Here is a 16,498-nt window from a genome sequence, read left to right as displayed (position 1 = left end):
GAAGCCCAATTTCTTTTTAAGGCTCAGGGAATTAACAGACTAGACCCCTGCGTTGCCCGGCTCTCCAGCACCTCATGCGCACGTTGCGCATCGGTCAGCGGATATTTCTGCGCTTCTGCCACATCCACTTTAATCACCCCGCTGGCGATCAGTGAGAACAGCTCGTTGCTGGCTTCCTCAAGTTCTTCCCGGTTGGTGATGTAACCTTGCAGGGAAGGGCGAGTGACGTACAGCGACCCCTTTTGATTCAGTATGCCGAGATTAACGCCGGTGACGGCGCCGGAGGCGTTACCGAAGCTCACCATCAGCCCGCGGCGTTGCAGGCAGTCCAGCGAAGATTCCCAGGTGTCTTTCCCCACCGAGTCATACACCACACGCACCTTTTTGCCGCCGGTGATCTCTTTCAGCCGCTCAACGATGCTCTCTTCCCGGTAGTTGATCACCTGCCATGCGCCCGCGTCCAGCGCACGCTGCGCTTTTTGCGCGCTGCCGGTGGTGCCGATAAGCTTCGCCCCCAGGGCTTTCGCCCACTGGCAGGCAATCAGCCCCACGCCACCTGCGGCTGCGTGAAACAGAAATTGCTCGTCAGGCTTAATTTCGTAAGTTTTACGCAGCAGATAAAAGACCGTCAGCCCTTTCAGGAATGAGGCGGCAGCCTGCTCGAAGCTGATCGCATTTGGCAGAAGCGCCGCTTTCTCGGCCGGAACGTTATGGATGGAGCTGTAAGCACCCAGGGCAGATTGCGCATAGACTACGCGATCGCCCTCCTTAATGTGCTTAACCGCGCTGCCCACTTTGCTGACGATACCGGCCGCCTCGGTGCCCAGTCCGCTCGGCATTGACGGAGGCGGATAGAGGCCGCCGCGAATATAGGTATCGATGTAGTTAATGCCGATCGCTTTGTTTTCAACCTGGATTTCGTTCTCGCCAGGCGCAGCGGGGGTAAATTCCACCGCTTTGAGTACGTCAGGGCCACCATGCTTGTGAAATTCAATACGTGTTGCCATGCTTCCTCCAGAATGTGGTAATCTTTCGACCCACTCTTTATCTCGGTAACTCCATTCACTATGGCAGGAAACAAACCCTTCAACAAACAGACTGAACCTCGTGAGCGTGATTATCAGGTCGCCGGGTTAAAGGTCCCGCCGCACTCGATTGAAGCGGAACAGTCGGTGTTGGGCGGTTTAATGCTGGATAACGAACGCTGGGACGACGTTGCCGAGCGCGTTGTCGCGGAAGATTTCTATACCCGCCCGCACCGCCACATCTTCACGGAAATGGCGCGTTTGCAGGAGTCGGGCAGCCCGATTGACCTGATTACGCTCGCAGAATCGCTGGAGCGTCTGGGGCAACTGGACAGCGTCGGCGGGTTCGCCTATCTGGCAGAACTGTCAAAAAACACACCAAGTGCCGCAAACATCAGCGCTTATGCGGATATCGTCCGTGAACGTGCCGTGGTACGCGAGATGATCTCGGTGGCAAACGAAATCGCCGAGGCCGGTTTCGATCCCCAGGGGCGCACCAGCGAAGATCTGCTCGACCTGGCGGAGTCCCGCGTCTTTAAAATCGCTGAAAGCCGTGCGAACAAAGACGAAGGCCCGAAAAATATCGCCGATGTGCTCGACGCCACCGTTGCGCGTATTGAACAGCTTTTTCAGCAGCCGCACGATGGCGTCACCGGCGTAAACACCGGCTATGACGATCTCAACAAGAAAACGGCGGGTCTTCAGCCGTCGGATTTGATTATCGTCGCGGCGCGTCCGTCGATGGGTAAAACGACATTTGCGATGAACCTCGTCGAAAACGCGGCGATGTTGCAGGATAAGCCGGTGCTTATCTTTAGTCTTGAGATGCCCTCAGAACAGATCATGATGCGTTCTCTGGCGTCCCTGTCGCGCGTGGATCAGACCCGCATTCGTACCGGTCAGCTGGACGATGAGGACTGGGCGCGGATCTCCGGCACCATGGGCATTTTGCTGGAAAAACGGAACATCTATATTGATGACTCCTCTGGCCTGACGCCGACGGAAGTGCGCTCCCGCGCGCGCCGTATCGCCCGTGAACACGGCGGTATCGGCCTTATCATGATCGACTACCTTCAGCTGATGCGCGTCCCGTCACTCTCTGACAACCGTACGCTGGAGATCGCCGAGATTTCCCGCTCGCTCAAGGCGTTAGCCAAAGAGCTGCACGTGCCGGTGGTGGCACTCTCCCAGCTTAACCGCTCTCTGGAACAACGCGCCGATAAACGCCCGGTCAACTCTGACCTGCGTGAGTCCGGTTCTATCGAGCAGGATGCCGACTTAATCATGTTCATCTACCGTGATGAGGTTTATCACGAGAACAGCGATCTGAAAGGGATCGCCGAAATTATTATTGGTAAGCAACGTAACGGCCCCATCGGTACGGTACGTCTGACCTTTAACGGCCAGTGGTCGCGTTTCGACAACTATGCCGGTCCTCAATATGATGATGAGTAATTTCTAAGGAATTCAAATGCAAGCGGCAACTGTTGTGATTAACCGCCGCGCTCTGCGACACAACCTGCAACGTCTGCGTGAACTGGCGCCCGCCAGTAAGCTCGTTGCAGTCGTGAAAGCGAACGCTTACGGACACGGTCTTCTTGAGACCGCGCGAACGCTCCCCGATGCCGACGCTTTTGGCGTTGCCCGTCTCGAAGAAGCTCTCCGCCTGCGCGCAGGTGGAATTACGCAACCAATTTTGCTCCTCGAAGGCTTTTTTGAAGCCTCGGACCTGCCGACCATTGCCGATCAGCACCTGCACACGGCGGTACATAACGAAGAACAGCTGGCCGCGCTGGAAACCGCTGCGCTGAGCGAGCCGGTTACCGTCTGGATGAAGCTCGACACGGGCATGCACCGTCTTGGCGTGCGTCCTGAAAGCGCCGAGGCGTTTTATCAGCGCCTGTGCCAGTGCAAAAATGTGCGTCAGCCGGTGAACATCGTCAGCCACTTTGCCCGTGCTGATGAACCTGACTGCGGCGCAACCGAGCGGCAGCTTGATATCTTTAATACCTTCTGCGAAGGCAAACCGGGGATGCGCTCGATTGCGGCGTCCGGCGGGATCCTGCTGTGGCCGCAGTCGCACTTCGACTGGGCGCGTCCGGGCATCATTCTTTATGGCGTTTCGCCGCTGGAGAACAAACCCTGGGGGCCGGACTTTGGCTTTAAGCCGGTGATGTCGCTGGTGTCAAAGCTGATTGCCGTGCGTGAGCACAAAGCGGGAGAGCCGGTGGGTTACGGTGGCACCTGGACCAGCGAGCGCGACACGCGTCTTGGCGTGGTGGCGATGGGCTACGGCGATGGCTATCCGCGCGCCGCACCAACGGGCACGCCGGTGCTGGTGAATGGCCGTGAAGTGAAGATTGTTGGCCGCGTGGCGATGGACATGATTTGCGTCGATCTGGGGCCGGACGCGCAGGATAAAGCGGGGGACGATGCGGTGATGTGGGGCGAAGGCCTGCCCGTAGAGCGAATTGCTGAAATAACAAAAGTGAGTGCTTACGAACTTATCACGCGCCTTACCTCAAGGGTCGCGATGAAATACGTCGACTGAGCGTTAGCGGGATGCGATGCATCCCGCTTCTGTTAACATCCCCTCGATCTTCTTCCGCTTCCGGTTTATTGTTGAATTCCCTGCCTGATAATAATCCGGAGAACATCGCGTGTTTCAGAAAGTAGACGCCTACGCTGGCGACCCTATCCTCTCCTTGATGGAGCGTTTCAAAGAAGATCCTCGCAGCGACAAAGTGAACCTCAGCATTGGTCTTTACTACAACGAAGAGGGCATCATTCCTCAGTTGAAAGCCGTTGCCGAGGCCGAAGCGCGTCTTAACGCAACCCCGCACGGTGCTTCACTTTATCTGCCGATGGAAGGGTTAAACACCTACCGCAACACCATCGCGCCGCTGCTGTTTGGTGCGGACCACGCGGTGCTCGCGCAAAAGCGCGTGGCGACTATCCAGACGCTGGGTGGCTCGGGGGCGCTGAAAGTGGGTGCAGATTTCCTGAAAAAGTACTTCCCGGATTCCGGCGTATGGGTCAGCGACCCGACGTGGGAAAACCACGTTGCGATCTTCGAGGGTGCAGGCTTCAGGGTTGAAACCTATCCGTGGTTCGACAGCGAAACCAACGGTGTGCGCGTTGATGCGCTGCTGGAAAAGCTGAACACGTTGCCGGCGCGCAGCATCGTATTGCTGCATCCGTGCTGCCATAACCCGACCGGTGCGGACCTCACCCATGCCCAGTGGGATGCGGTGATCGAGGTGCTGAAGGCGCGTAACCTGATCCCTTTCCTCGACATCGCCTATCAGGGCTTTGGCGCGGGCATGGAAGAAGATGCCTACGCCATTCGCGCGATTGCCAGCGCGGGGCTTCCCGCTCTGGTCAGCAACTCCTTCTCAAAAATCTTCTCTCTTTACGGCGAGCGCGTTGGCGGTCTGTCCGTGGTGTGTGAAGACGCCGAAGCCGCGGGACGCGTACTCGGTCAGCTGAAAGCGACGGTCCGCCGCATCTACTCCAGCCCGCCGAACTTTGGTGCGCAGGTGGTCGCGACCGTACTCGGCGACGAACAGCTGAAAGCCACCTGGCTTGCGGAAGTGGAAGGCATGCGTAAGCGGATCCTGTCGATGCGTCAGGCGCTGGTTAACGTGCTTAAAGAGGCGGTGCCAGGGCAGAATTTCGACTATCTGCTTAAGCAGCGCGGGATGTTCAGCTACACCGGACTGAGCGCAGCGCAGGTCGATCGCCTGCGTGAAGAGTTCGGCGTCTACCTGATCGCCAGCGGCCGTATGTGCGTGGCGGGGCTGAATGCTGGCAACGTCCAGCGCGTGGCGCAGGCCTTCGCTGCCGTAATGTAAGTATTCACTTACCTCCCTCTCCCCGTGGGAGAGGGCTGGGGTGAGGGCATCAGGCCGCACAAACAGGATGCCCGACATTATGTGATCGTCTTCTTTTTATTCAGCTTCATAAGTAAAAACTCCTTTCCTTCCCCTCCCGCTGGGGTTATGGTCGGATAGTTTTTTGACCATCCGCTCAAAATAAAACGATAACAAACTGAATATTCAGGGGAAAATATGCGCAAGATCACACTGGCGCTCAGCGCCGCCTGCTTATTATTCTCGCTTAATAGTACCGTTGTTGCGCGGGCTTCTGCACCGACGCCGCTTTACACCGGCACCACCGCCGCCATTCTTGCCGAACAGGCGCCCATTCACTGGGTTTCAGTGGCACAAATCGAAAACAGCCTGACGGGCCGCCCGCCGATGGCCGTGGGCTTCGACATTGACGATACCGTTCTCTTCTCCAGCCCCGGTTTCTGGCGCGGCAAAAAAACGTACTCCCCGGACAGCGAAGCCTATCTGAAAAACCCGGAATTCTGGGAAAAGATGAACAACGGCTGGGATGAGTTCAGTATCCCGAAAGAGGTTGCCCGTGCGCTGATCGCCATGCACGTAAAGCGCGGCGACAGCATTTACTTCGTGACCGGACGTAGCCAGACCAAAACCGAAACCGTCTCGAAAACGCTACAGGATGATTTTCTGATCCCGGCAGCCAGCATGAACCCGGTCATTTTTGCCGGGGACCATGAAGGGCAAAACACCAAAACCCAGTGGCTGGAAAAGAAAAATATTAAAGTGTTCTACGGTGATTCAGATAACGACATCACCGCGGCGCAGGACGTGGGAGCCAGAGGCATCAGGGTGTTACGCGCCTCTAACTCCACCTACCGACCGCTGCCCATGGCCGGAAAATTTGGTGAAGAGGTGATCGTTAACTCGGAATACTGATGCATTAACGGCGGGGTGAATGCTTTTTTATTCAAATCTCGCCGCGCGGGTTTTACCTTTCGCTTTCTTGCTGCACACTTAGAAAGATTCACCTTTCATAATGGAGCAGCATATGTGGTATCAACAGACCCTGACCTTAAGCGCAAAACCACGCGGATTTCACCTTGTGACGGACGAAGTCATCGGGCAAATCCGCGATCTCTCGCGCGTCAAAACGGGTTTGCTGCATCTGCTGCTTCAGCACACGTCTGCTTCTCTCACGCTCAATGAAAATTGCGATCCCACCGTCCGGTCTGACATGGAGCGGCATTTTCTGAAAACCGTCCCGGATAACGCTCCGTATGAGCATGATTACGAGGGGGAGGACGATATGCCTTCACACATCAAATCCTCTTTGCTGGGCGTCTCGCTGATGCTGCCGGTCCACAACGGACGGCTACTGCTGGGCACGTGGCAGGGGATCTGGCTGGGAGAACATCGCATTCACGGTGGTTCGCGTAAAATTATCGCAACGCTACAAGGGGAATAAAGATGACAATTTCGGAGATACTTCAGTACTGCATGAGTAAGCCGGGTGCGGAACAAAGCGTTCACAGCGACTGGAAAGCCACGCAGATCAAAGTGGGTGATGTGCTGTTCGCAATGGTGAAAGAGGTGGAAGGTCGCCCGGCGGCATCGCTGAAAACCAGTCCGGAACTGGCCGATTTATTGCGCCAGCAGCACGATGATGTCAGGCCAAGTAAGCATCTGAATAAAGCGCACTGGAGTACGGTGTTTCTCGACGGCTCGCTGCCAGATTCGCAAATTTACTACCTGGTGGATGCGTCGTATCAACAGGCGGTTGAACTGCTGCCGGAAACGATCCGACAGCAGCTCTCCGTATGACGATTACAGCAACGGTTTGAGGAAGCGCGCGGTGTGCGAGGCTTCGCACTCTGCAACGGTCTCTGGCGTACCGGAGACGAGGATTTCACCGCCGCCGCTGCCGCCTTCCGGGCCGAGATCGACAATCCAGTCTGCGGTTTTAATCACGTCCAGGTTGTGCTCAATCACCACGATGGTGTTGCCCTGATCGCGCAGCTGGTGGAGCACATCAAGCAGTTGCTGAATATCCGCAAAATGCAGGCCGGTGGTCGGCTCATCCAGAATGTACAGCGTCTGACCGGTTCCACGTTTGGACAGCTCGCGCGCCAGCTTCACGCGCTGCGCTTCACCGCCGGACAGCGTTGTCGCTGACTGCCCCAGACGAATATAGGTCAGACCCACGTCCATCAGGGTTTGCAGCTTACGCGCCAGCGCAGGGACGGCGTCAAAGAACTCGCGCGCCTCTTCGATGGTCATATCCAGCACTTCGTGGATGGTCTTGCCTTTGTACTTAATCTCCAGCGTTTCGCGGTTATAGCGCTTGCCTTTGCACTGGTCACACGGCACGTAGATATCCGGCAGGAAGTGCATCTCAACCTTGATCACGCCGTCGCCCTGGCACGCTTCACAGCGGCCGCCGCGCACGTTAAAGCTGAAACGTCCTGGCGTATAGCCACGTGAACGTGATTCCGGCACACCGGCAAAGAGTTCACGTACGGGCGTAAAGACGCCAGTATAGGTCGCCGGGTTGGAACGCGGCGTACGACCAATCGGGCTCTGGTCGATGTCGATAACCTTGTCAAAATGCTCCAGCCCCTGAATGTCGCGGTACGGTGCAGGTTCGGCCAGTGTTGCGCCGTTCAGCGCCGTCTGTGCAATCGGGAACAGCGTATCGTTGATCAGCGTCGATTTACCGGAACCGGACACGCCGGTGATGCAGGTAAACAGCCCGACAGGCAGCGTCAGGGTCACGTCTTTCAGGTTGTTGCCGCGCGCGCCGGTCAGCTTCAGCACTTTTTCCGGGTTCGCCGCCACGCGCTGTTTTGGCACTTCAATTTTACGCTTGCCGCTCATGTACTGACCGGTCAGCGACTCGGGGACCGCCATAATGTCTTTCAGCGTCCCTTCTGCCACCACCTGGCCGCCGTGAACGCCAGCGCCCGGGCCAATGTCAATCACATGGTCAGCCGCGCGGATCGCATCTTCGTCGTGCTCCACCACGATCACCGTATTGCCGAGGTTACGCAGGTGAACCAGCGTACCGAGCAGGCGTTCGTTGTCGCGCTGGTGCAGGCCGATAGACGGCTCATCCAGCACGTACATCACGCCGACCAGACCGGCACCAATCTGGCTCGCCAGACGGATACGCTGGGCTTCACCGCCAGAGAGCGTTTCAGCCGAGCGGGAAAGCGTCAGGTAGTTCAGGCCGACGTTCACGAGGAACTTGAGGCGATCGCCAATCTCTTTCAGCACTTTTTCGGCGATTTTCGCGCGCTGGCCGGAGAGCTTCAGGTTGTTGAAGAAGTCCATCGCGTGGCCGATGCTCATGTCTGAGATGGTCGGCAGCGCCGTGTTTTCCACAAACACGTGACGCGCTTCGCGACGCAGACGCGTGCCCTCACAGGTGGCGCAGGAGCGGTTGCTGATAAACTTCGCCAGCTCCTCGCGCACCGCGCTGGATTCGGTCTCTTTGTAGCGGCGCTCCATGTTGTGCAGCACCCCTTCGAACGGGTGGCGACGCACGGAGGTGTCACCGCGATCGTTCATGTACTTGAACTCGATGTTCTCTTTGCCGGAACCGAACAGGATCACTTTATGTACGTTCGCGCTCAGGCTGGCCCACGGGGCTTCAACGTCGAACTTATAGTGCTCTGCCAGCGACTTCAGCATCTGGAAGTAGTAAAAATTACGCTTATCCCAGCCGCGAATGGCGCCACCCGCCAGCGACAGCTCCGGATTCTGGATCACGCGGTCGGGGTCGAAATACTGCTGAACGCCGAGGCCGTCACAGGTCGGGCACGCGCCCGCCGGGTTGTTGAACGAGAACAGGCGCGGTTCCAGCTCGCGCATGCTGTAGCCGCAAATCGGGCAGGCGAAGTTGGCGGAGAAGAGCAGCTCTTCCGCTTTCGCATCGTCCATGTCTGACACCACCGCCGTGCCGCCCGACAGTTCCAGCGCCGTTTCAAAAGATTCCGCCAGACGTGTCGCCAGATCTTCACGTACCTTAAAGCGGTCAATCACCACTTCGATGGTGTGTTTCTTTTGTAACTCCAGCTTTGGCGGATCGGACAGGTCACACACTTCGCCGTCGATACGGGCGCGGATATACCCCTGGCTTGCCAGGTTTTCCAGCGTTTTGGTGTGTTCGCCTTTACGCTCTTTAATGATTGGCGCCAGCAGCATCAGGCGTTTGCCTTCCGGCTGCGACAGCACGTTATCTACCATCTGGCTGACGGTCTGGGCTGCCAGCGGGACGTCGTGATCCGGGCAGCGCGGCTCGCCCACGCGTGCATACAGCAGGCGCAGGTAGTCATGAATTTCGGTAATGGTACCGACCGTTGAACGCGGGTTATGCGACGTGGATTTCTGCTCAATGGAGATAGCAGGGGACAACCCTTCAATGTGGTCGACATCCGGTTTTTCCATCAGCGACAGGAACTGACGCGCGTACGCCGAGAGTGATTCAACGTAACGACGCTGTCCTTCGGCATACAAGGTGTCGAAAGCCAGTGAGGATTTGCCAGACCCCGAAAGCCCGGTCACGACGATGAGTTTGTCGCGAGGGATTATGAGGTTGATATTCTTGAGATTGTGGGTGCGGGCGCCCCGAACTTCGATCTTATCCATTCACCTTTCCCGGTTGGAACACGGATTGCCTGATTTGTTTGAAGGACAAACGGCTGTCAGAAACGGCTAATTATGACACAAAATGACCTGTTTGAATATACAGTATTGGAATGCATTTTCTGATTCACTGTGTAACAATGTCGAGTCCGCGAGAGAACTCTGGAACATGCTACGCAACTATCAAAGTGTCGCATGGAAATGGTACACTCGCGCGTTTACACTATTAAGAAACGTATTCAGGAGACACGAACATGGCCAGCAGAGGCGTAAACAAGGTGATTCTCGTCGGTAATCTGGGCCAGGACCCGGAAGTACGCTACATGCCGAGTGGTGGCGCAGTTGCCAACATTACGCTGGCTACTTCCGAATCCTGGCGTGATAAAGCAACCGGTGAAATGAAAGAGCAGACCGAATGGCACCGCGTTGTGCTGTTTGGCAAACTGGCAGAAGTGGCCGGTGAGTATCTGCGTAAAGGTTCTCAGGTCTATATCGAAGGCCAGCTGCGCACCCGCAAATGGACCGATCAGTCCGGTCAGGAAAAATACACCACGGAAGTGGTGGTAAACGTGGGCGGCACCATGCAGATGCTGGGTGGCCGTCAGGGCGGTGGCGCACCGGCAGGTGGCGGCCAGAACCAGCAGCAGGGCGGTTGGGGTCAGCCTCAGCAGCCACAGGGCGGCAACCAGTTTAGCGGCGGCGCGCAGTCTCGTCCGCAGCAGCAGTCTGCTCCTGCACCGTCTAACGAACCGCCAATGGACTTCGACGACGATATCCCGTTCTGATATCCAGACGCATAAAACAAAAAAACCCAGACACCTGTCTGGGTTTTTTAATAACAGGCGATCAGGTAATCACCATCGGCCAGTCTGGCGGCGTATGGCTCATGGCTTCAACCATCACCACTTTAATGTTTTCCCAGACGGCGGCCATATCCACCAACGTAATGCCGAGCAAACCTGTTGCGAACCAGCATGCGGCGCCCAACCCTAACAGGGTGCTAATCACCGCAAGACCTGCGTAGTCGGACTTTCGGAACTGAATGTTTAACGTGCTGGCTAAAAACATCAAAACCGCGCTCAACAACGGCCAGCGCAGGAGCACCATGCTGGTGGTAATGGTTGCCATAAAACCCATCCTCGACAAAACAGACGAACTGGAATGAAACAATGTTTCTCGTTACATAAGATGTGTGAACTATATCACATTTGCTGTTTTATTCGCCAGTATCACATCGAGGAAAAATGGGCGATTTATCACCCGGGAGAATATATCTTTGTCAGCAGAGCTGGTGCCTCAGCGCCGCGTCGGCGTGGGCATGTGCGCAAAGAGCAGGTGAACACGCGGCCCATGCAGGGAACGCGTCGGGTGAGTCGTTTTACGGGAAAATGGAAACGCTATTTGTCGGGCATCGCAAAAAATAATGTGGTCGCATCTGATTATGAATAAATCAAATAACGAAGCATCCACGAACAATTATCACGACGTTGCAGGTTCATCCTGCATCTTTTTCATGCGCTCAGACGTTTGGTTAAATCAACGACTCTCTGTCGTGTTAACTTAAACCGCCCGGCTATGCTGGATAATTATTTCCCTTAATAGAAACTGAACGAATACTTTCAGTTTAGCTTACGGGAAAATATTATCGGCATCACGAATTTTAGGATTTTTAATACCAAAAGTCAGTTGCTAACTTCGCATGATTCATGCAACGTAATCACCTGTTTATCACAGCAGCCGGCCTTCATTACTACAGGCGTACAACATGCAGGGATACAGAGCGGGAAATGAATCGTAGCGCGCGGCGCAAAATGCACAACGTGGTCGGGATTATCATGGTAGTTATGCTGCCGGTGATGCTTGCGCTATGGTTTGCCCAGATCAGAGCCGTGTCGGAAATCAGCGCCCAGCTGCGCACGTTTGCTGAACTTACTTTAAACAAAACTGAACGGGTTATTCAACAGGTTGATCTGGCTCGGGAAGAGGCGGAAAAATATCAGGGTAACGTTTGTACGCCGACGCATCGTCAATATATGTTGAACGTTGCACGCGGTCGTCTTTTTGTTGCCGATTTAATTTACGCTGAAGGGCAGCGTTTTCTTTGCTCGACCCTTTTCACACCGGACCATCCTTACACTATCCCCGCTGCCAATTACACCCGTAAACCCGACGTTGCCATCTATTATTTTCGCGATACGCCATTTTTTAATGGTTATAAAATGATATATATGCAGCGCGGAAATTATGTCGTCGTGGTTAATCCGCTTTCGTACAGTGAGGTGATGTCAGACGATCGTTCTCTGTCGTGGGGAGTGTATGACACCGTCAGCAATGCATTCTTTTCTGTCAGCCAGAAAGCTAATATTTCTTTAATGCATTCGATGATTCGACATCAGGAAACGACTTTTCAGAAAGGTGAGCGTTTTTATACGATCGTAAAATCGCAGCAGCGACCGATTGCGGCTATCGTTTCAACGTCCAATGCCCGTTTTTATAAAACGCTTTATCATCAGGCTACCCTGACGCTACCGCTGGGGATGATTTGCAGCATTATTATTCTGCTGGTGTGGTCGCGCACACACCGCGAATTCAATTCGCCTGGCCGTCTTCTGCATCGGGCGCTGAATAAACGCCAGCTGTGCGTCCATTATCAGCCCATTATTGATATTAAACATAACGAGTGCGTGGGGGCAGAGGCGTTGTTACGCTGGCCGGGATTCAACGGGCAGGTTATGAGCCCCGCGGAATTTATTCCCCTGGCAGAAAAAGAGGGGATGATTGAGCGCATTACGGACTACGTCGTGGAGGAGGTGTTCAGCGATCTGGGGCATTTCCTTGCCGCTCATCCTCATCTGTATGTCTCAATAAACCTGTCGGCCTCGGATTTCCACTCCTCGCGTCTTATCGCTCTGATCTCCGACAAAGCCCGCTATTACTCGGTTCGCGCGCAGCAAATCAAAATTGAGGTAACAGAGCGTGGTTTTATTGATGTGCCTAAAACGACGCCGGTTATCCAGGCGTTTCGCCAGGCGGGCTATGAAGTGGCGATCGATGATTTCGGAACCGGCTACTCTAACCTGCATAACCTCTATTCGCTCAACGTCGATATCCTGAAAATCGACAAATCCTTTATCGATACCTTAACCACCAACAGCACCAGTCACCTGATTGCCGAGCACATCATTGAGATGGCGCAAAGCCTGCGGCTGAAAACCATTGCGGAAGGGGTCGAGACGGGGGAGCAGGTGAACTGGCTACTGAAACGTGGCGTGCAGTATTGTCAGGGATGGCACTTCGCGAAAGCGATGCCGCCGCAGGCATTTATGGCCTGGCAGCAGCAACCCTCGCGTTAACACGCATTAATTGAGCTGATGGCGGTAGTCGCTCGGCGTACGGTCAAATTCGCGGCGGAAGACGCGGGAAAAGGTCTGCTGCGACACATAGCCCAGATCCATTGCGATATCAAAAATGGGCCGCTGCGTTGAGCGTAACGCCTGCGCCGCCAGCAGTAGCCTGCGCTGGCGAATGTAGTCACCCAGCGTTTGATGCATTACGGTGCGGAACATTCTCTGTAAATACCATTTCGAATAGCCCGACTTCTTCGCGACCACATCAATGTTCAACGGCTGGTCGATATGTTCATCAATCCATTCAATAAGTGTCTGAATAATCTGCTGATGCGACATAAGGTTGCCCCTCTGTAGATACAACTTTCTCGGTTGATTCGTCGTTTTCTCTGCGGGGGAGTATAATTCCTCAAGTTAACTTGAGGTAAAGAGGTTTTATGGAAAAGAGATTACCGCGCATCAAAGCGCTGTTAACCCCCGGTGAAGTGGCGAAGCGAAGCGGCGTGGCGGTGTCGGCGCTCCATTTCTATGAAAGCAAAGGGTTAATAAAAAGTATCCGTAACGCCGGAAATCAGCGGCGCTACACCCGTGATGTGCTCCGCTACGTGGCGATTATCAAAATTGCGCAACGTATTGGCATTCCCCTGGCCACCATCGGTGACGCGTTCGGCGTTTTGCCGGAAGGGCACTCGTTGAGCGCGAAAGAGTGGAAGCAGCTGTCGTCCCAGTGGCGAGAGGAGCTGGACAGGCGCATTCATACGCTGGTCGCGCTGCGTGATGAGCTGGACGGTTGTATCGGCTGCGGCTGTCTCTCACGTAGTGACTGCCCGCTGCGTAACCCCGGCGACAGGCTGGGCGAGCAGGGAACAGGGGCGCGGTTGCTGGAGGAGGATTGAGAGGTGTTTGCCGGGTGGCGCTTCGCTTACCTGACCTACGCTCTCGGTTTTATAGGCCGGGTAAGGTGCAACCGCCACCCGGCAAACAGCATAAAGAACTAAAGCGCCACTCAGGGCGCTTTAGTTTTTTCCGGTCTTTGTCTTTCTCTCTATCCCGCTGGTTCACGGGAGGGTTTCCCCCGACATCAGTACCCCTCGTGTCGAGCTTGTGGAGGAGGTTCCGGTTTGTACTGACACTTTAATTCTATGCCCGGCCGTCGTTTTTGCCACCGGAGATGATGAGATTTTAGCCGAATTTTTTTCGTGAAGTTGTTCAGTTTTCTATAGTTAAAAAGTATGAATCACCGGAGAACATCATGCTAACGGTCCACCACCTTAATCAGTCTCGTTCACATCGCGTCCTCTGGGCGCTGGAAGAGCTGGGTCTGACGTATGAGATTGTGCGCTATCAGCGCGAAAAAACCATGCTCGCGCCAGACGCGCTCAAAAAAGTCCATCCGCTGGGAAAATCCCCGGTACTGGAAGATAACGGACTGGTTCTGGCCGAATCAGGCGCGATCCTTGAATATCTTCAGGAAACGTACGATCCGGCGTCACAATTCAAACCGTTAGATCCTGCCCATAAAGTGCAGTATCGCTTCTGGCTCCATTACGCCGAAGGATCTCTGATGCCGCTGCTGTTAATGAAGCTGGTGTTCAACAGCCTCGGTAAACCCCCCGTCCCGTTTGGCCTGCGCACGCTGGGTAAGGCGCTGGGACAGGGCGTGCAAAAAGCGTATCTCAACCGCCAGCTTGAAACGCATGCACGCTTTATTAACGATCATCTCGCCGAAAACAGCTGGTTTGCCGGCGACACGCTGACCATGGCTGATATTCAGATGAGTTTTCCCCTCTTCGCCCTGCTGGCGAGGGGCGGTGTCGACAATCTCGACCACATAGCGGCGTGGAAAAAGAGAGTGGAAGCGCGCCCGGGGTGGCAGACCACGCTTGCGAAAGGCGGCCCGCTGACGATCCCCGGCGAGGGATGAAATGTAACGAAATTGCGCATGGACGATAACGTTTGCGCATCCTCTGCTTAATTCTTCATCGTCACGAGGCAATTTTAGCGAAAAACGAGAAAGTTCAGTTGAAAAGGGCGGGTATTAGGCTAGATAATCGTTTGCCTACATTTGACCACCCGTTTTGTAAGCGCGGAGCTAAACGTTTGCTTTTTTTGTGACGCCCCTTTCGTCGCAAACGCAGCACAAGGATTTGACGTTTCGCTGGCAGTGGAGTCTCCACCACGCTTACGGACTTTCAATAAAAATTTTCAGGGGATGTTTTCTATGTCTACGCCATCTGCGCGTACCGGCGGTTCACTTGACGCCATGTTTAAAATTTCTGCCCGCGGCAGCACCGTGCGCCAGGAAGTTGTCGCCGGTCTGACCACGTTTCTGGCGATGGTGTACTCCGTCATTGTGGTGCCGGGCATGCTCGGCAAAGCGGGTTTCCCGCCAGCGGCGGTCTTCGTTGCCACTTGCCTGGTTGCGGGTGTGGGTTCGATTGTGATGGGCCTGTGGGCGAACCTGCCTCTGGCGATTGGTTGCGCCATCTCCCTGACCGCGTTTACCGCCTTCAGCCTGGTGCTGGGCCAGCATATTAGCGTCCCGGTAGCGCTCGGCGCGGTGTTCCTGATGGGGGTACTGTTCACCGTCATCTCTGCGACTGGCATCCGTAGCTGGATTTTGCGCAACCTGCCGCAGGGCGTGGCGCACGGTACCGGCATCGGTATTGGCCTGTTCCTGCTGCTCATTGCCGCAAACGGCGTGGGTCTGGTTATCAAAAACCCGCTGGATGGCCTGCCGGTTGCGCTGGGTAACTTCGCGAGCTTCCCGGTGATCATGTCGCTGGTGGGTCTGGCGGTGATTATCGGCCTGGAAAAACTGAAAGTGCCGGGCGGCATTCTGCTGACCATTATCGGCGTGTCCATCGTCGGCCTGATCTTCGACCCGACCGTTCATTTCTCCGGGATTTTCGCCATGCCGTCCCTAAGCGATGACAAAGGCAACTCCCTGATTGGCAGCCTGGATATTGTGGGCGCGCTGAACCCGGTGATCCTGCCAAGCGTGCTGGCGCTGGTAATGACCGCGGTGTTTGACGCCACCGGTACCATCCGCGCGGTGGCGGGGCAGGCTAACCTGCTGGATAAAGACGGCCAGATCATCGACGGCGGCAAAGCGTTGACTACCGACTCCCTGAGTAGCGTCTTCTCTGGTCTCGTAGGTGCGGCGCCTGCGGCGGTGTATATCGAATCCGCAGCGGGTACGGCGGCAGGTGGTAAAACCGGCCTGACGGCCATCACCGTCGGCGTGCTGTTCCTGCTGATCCTGTTCCTCTCTCCGCTCTCTTACCTGGTCCCGGCGTACGCGACTGCGCCAGCGCTGATGTACGTCGGCCTGCTGATGCTGAGCAACGTGGCGAAAATCGACTTTGCGGACTTCGTGGATGCCATGTCCGGACTGATCACCGCGGTATTTATCGTGCTGACCTGTAACATCGTGACCGGTATCATGATCGGTTTCGCCTCGCTGGTGATTGGCCGTCTGGTTTCCGGTGAGTGGCGCAAGCTGAACATCGGCACTGTGGTGATCGCCGTTGCGCTGGTCGCGTTCTACGCGGGCGGCTGGGCAATCTAGGTTATCCATTGATGCGAAAACGGGTGGCTCAGGCCGCCCGTTTTTATTTTCAGGACTCATCCC

15 protein-coding genes are annotated in these 16,498 nt (G+C 55.5%); 11 read left to right on the top strand and 4 right to left on the bottom strand.

All coding sequences use genetic code 11. The features are described from left to right. Window positions 1–23: 23 nt before the first annotated feature. Window positions 24–1,007: a quinone oxidoreductase gene (locus BH712_RS12720; RefSeq protein ID WP_006810477.1), complete on the bottom strand. Its 984-nt coding sequence runs from the start codon at window positions 1,005–1,007 to the stop codon at window positions 24–26. 60 nt (window positions 1,008–1,067) lie between these two features. Between BH712_RS12720 and dnaB the strand changes: the two genes are divergently transcribed. From dnaB to BH712_RS12690, 6 genes are all read left to right on the top strand, one after another. After that, window positions 1,068–2,480, top strand: a complete 1,413-nt coding sequence (gene dnaB / locus BH712_RS12715) for a replicative DNA helicase (RefSeq protein WP_003860298.1) — start codon at window positions 1,068–1,070, stop codon at window positions 2,478–2,480. A gap of 16 nt (window positions 2,481–2,496) precedes the next feature. Then, window positions 2,497–3,576 carry an alanine racemase gene (alr, locus tag BH712_RS12710; RefSeq protein WP_006810476.1) on the top strand — a complete coding sequence of 360 codons (1,080 nt, stop codon included), beginning with the start codon at window positions 2,497–2,499 and terminating at the stop codon, window positions 3,574–3,576. Between the two features lie 109 nt (window positions 3,577–3,685). Continuing rightward, the gene (gene tyrB / locus BH712_RS12705; RefSeq protein WP_006810475.1) at window positions 3,686–4,879 is read left to right on the top strand and encodes an aromatic amino acid transaminase; all 1,194 of its coding nucleotides are present in this window, start codon (window positions 3,686–3,688) and stop codon (window positions 4,877–4,879) included. Window positions 4,880–5,095: 216 nt separating this feature from the next. Next, window positions 5,096–5,809 (top strand): acid phosphatase AphA, encoded by a 714-nt coding sequence (gene aphA / locus BH712_RS12700; protein ID WP_006810474.1) that lies wholly within the window; start codon window positions 5,096–5,098, stop codon window positions 5,807–5,809. Between the two features lie 112 nt (window positions 5,810–5,921). Beyond that, on the top strand, window positions 5,922–6,338 hold the full coding sequence (locus BH712_RS12695) for a secondary thiamine-phosphate synthase enzyme YjbQ (RefSeq protein WP_032673703.1): 417 nt from the start codon (window positions 5,922–5,924) through the stop codon (window positions 6,336–6,338). A gap of 2 nt (window positions 6,339–6,340) precedes the next feature. Beyond that, entirely contained in the window at window positions 6,341–6,694 is a 354-nt protein-coding gene (locus BH712_RS12690) for an MmcQ/YjbR family DNA-binding protein (protein WP_006810472.1), read from the top strand. Window positions 6,695–6,697: 3 nt separating this feature from the next. Here the strand turns inward: BH712_RS12690 and uvrA are convergent, their stop codons facing one another. Then, window positions 6,698–9,520, bottom strand: coding sequence for an excinuclease ABC subunit UvrA (gene uvrA / locus BH712_RS12685; RefSeq protein WP_006810471.1), 2,823 nt, complete (start codon window positions 9,518–9,520; stop codon window positions 6,698–6,700). Between the two features lie 251 nt (window positions 9,521–9,771). On the opposite strand from uvrA, the gene ssb1 reads away from it, so the two are divergent. Continuing rightward, window positions 9,772–10,302 carry a single-stranded DNA-binding protein SSB1 gene (gene ssb1, locus BH712_RS12680; protein WP_006810470.1) on the top strand — a complete coding sequence of 177 codons (531 nt, stop codon included), beginning with the start codon at window positions 9,772–9,774 and terminating at the stop codon, window positions 10,300–10,302. Between the two features lie 61 nt (window positions 10,303–10,363). Here ssb1 and BH712_RS12675 read toward each other — a convergent pair whose 3' ends face one another. Then, on the bottom strand, window positions 10,364–10,645 hold the full coding sequence (locus BH712_RS12675) for a YjcB family protein (protein WP_022646751.1): 282 nt from the start codon (window positions 10,643–10,645) through the stop codon (window positions 10,364–10,366). Between the two features lie 659 nt (window positions 10,646–11,304). Here BH712_RS12675 and BH712_RS12670 point away from each other — a divergent pair. Beyond that, a complete protein-coding gene (locus tag BH712_RS12670) occupies window positions 11,305–12,870 on the top strand; it encodes an EAL domain-containing protein (RefSeq protein ID WP_006810468.1) in 1,566 nt (521 codons plus the stop codon). Window positions 12,871–12,876: 6 nt separating this feature from the next. Here the strand turns inward: BH712_RS12670 and soxS are convergent, their stop codons facing one another. Then, window positions 12,877–13,203 (bottom strand): superoxide response transcriptional regulator SoxS, encoded by a 327-nt coding sequence (soxS, locus tag BH712_RS12665; protein ID WP_003860277.1) that lies wholly within the window; start codon window positions 13,201–13,203, stop codon window positions 12,877–12,879. 98 nt (window positions 13,204–13,301) lie between these two features. On the opposite strand from soxS, the gene soxR reads away from it, so the two are divergent. The 3 genes from soxR to ghxP all read left to right on the top strand — a co-directional run bounded on the left by soxR (window position 13,302) and on the right by ghxP (window position 16,435). Continuing rightward, entirely contained in the window at window positions 13,302–13,760 is a 459-nt protein-coding gene (gene soxR / locus BH712_RS12660) for a redox-sensitive transcriptional activator SoxR (protein WP_003860275.1), read from the top strand. Between the two features lie 356 nt (window positions 13,761–14,116). After that, window positions 14,117–14,788 carry a glutathione S-transferase family protein gene (locus tag BH712_RS12650; protein WP_006810467.1) on the top strand — a complete coding sequence of 224 codons (672 nt, stop codon included), beginning with the start codon at window positions 14,117–14,119 and terminating at the stop codon, window positions 14,786–14,788. A gap of 297 nt (window positions 14,789–15,085) precedes the next feature. Then, window positions 15,086–16,435, top strand: coding sequence for a guanine/hypoxanthine transporter GhxP (gene ghxP, locus BH712_RS12640; protein WP_006810466.1), 1,350 nt, complete (start codon window positions 15,086–15,088; stop codon window positions 16,433–16,435). The last annotated feature ends 63 nt before the right edge of the window (window positions 16,436–16,498 follow it).

It is taken from the genome of Enterobacter hormaechei ATCC 49162 (genome assembly GCF_001875655.1).
GTDB classification, from domain to species: domain Bacteria; phylum Pseudomonadota; class Gammaproteobacteria; order Enterobacterales; family Enterobacteriaceae; genus Enterobacter; species Enterobacter hormaechei.
This window is presented reverse-complemented; position numbering and strand designations above follow the sequence as displayed.

Excerpts from the sequence above, each read along its gene's own strand:
- BH712_RS12720 (WP_006810477.1), bottom strand. The coding sequence starts at position 1,007 with ATGGCAACACGTATTGAATTTCACAAGCATGGTGGCCCTGACGTACTC.
- dnaB (WP_003860298.1), top strand. The coding sequence starts at position 1,068 with ATGGCAGGAAACAAACCCTTCAACAAACAGACTGAACCTCGTGAGCGT.
- alr (WP_006810476.1), top strand. The coding sequence starts at position 2,497 with ATGCAAGCGGCAACTGTTGTGATTAACCGCCGCGCTCTGCGACACAAC.
- aphA (WP_006810474.1), top strand. The coding sequence starts at position 5,096 with ATGCGCAAGATCACACTGGCGCTCAGCGCCGCCTGCTTATTATTCTCG.
- BH712_RS12695 (WP_032673703.1), top strand. The coding sequence starts at position 5,922 with ATGTGGTATCAACAGACCCTGACCTTAAGCGCAAAACCACGCGGATTT.
- BH712_RS12690 (WP_006810472.1), top strand. The coding sequence starts at position 6,341 with ATGACAATTTCGGAGATACTTCAGTACTGCATGAGTAAGCCGGGTGCG.
- uvrA (WP_006810471.1), bottom strand. The coding sequence starts at position 9,520 with ATGGATAAGATCGAAGTTCGGGGCGCCCGCACCCACAATCTCAAGAAT.
- ssb1 (WP_006810470.1), top strand. The coding sequence starts at position 9,772 with ATGGCCAGCAGAGGCGTAAACAAGGTGATTCTCGTCGGTAATCTGGGC.
- BH712_RS12675 (WP_022646751.1), bottom strand. The coding sequence starts at position 10,645 with ATGGCAACCATTACCACCAGCATGGTGCTCCTGCGCTGGCCGTTGTTG.
- BH712_RS12670 (WP_006810468.1), top strand. The coding sequence starts at position 11,305 with ATGAATCGTAGCGCGCGGCGCAAAATGCACAACGTGGTCGGGATTATC.
- soxS (WP_003860277.1), bottom strand. The coding sequence starts at position 13,203 with ATGTCGCATCAGCAGATTATTCAGACACTTATTGAATGGATTGATGAA.
- soxR (WP_003860275.1), top strand. The coding sequence starts at position 13,302 with ATGGAAAAGAGATTACCGCGCATCAAAGCGCTGTTAACCCCCGGTGAA.
- BH712_RS12650 (WP_006810467.1), top strand. The coding sequence starts at position 14,117 with ATGCTAACGGTCCACCACCTTAATCAGTCTCGTTCACATCGCGTCCTC.
- ghxP (WP_006810466.1), top strand. The coding sequence starts at position 15,086 with ATGTCTACGCCATCTGCGCGTACCGGCGGTTCACTTGACGCCATGTTT.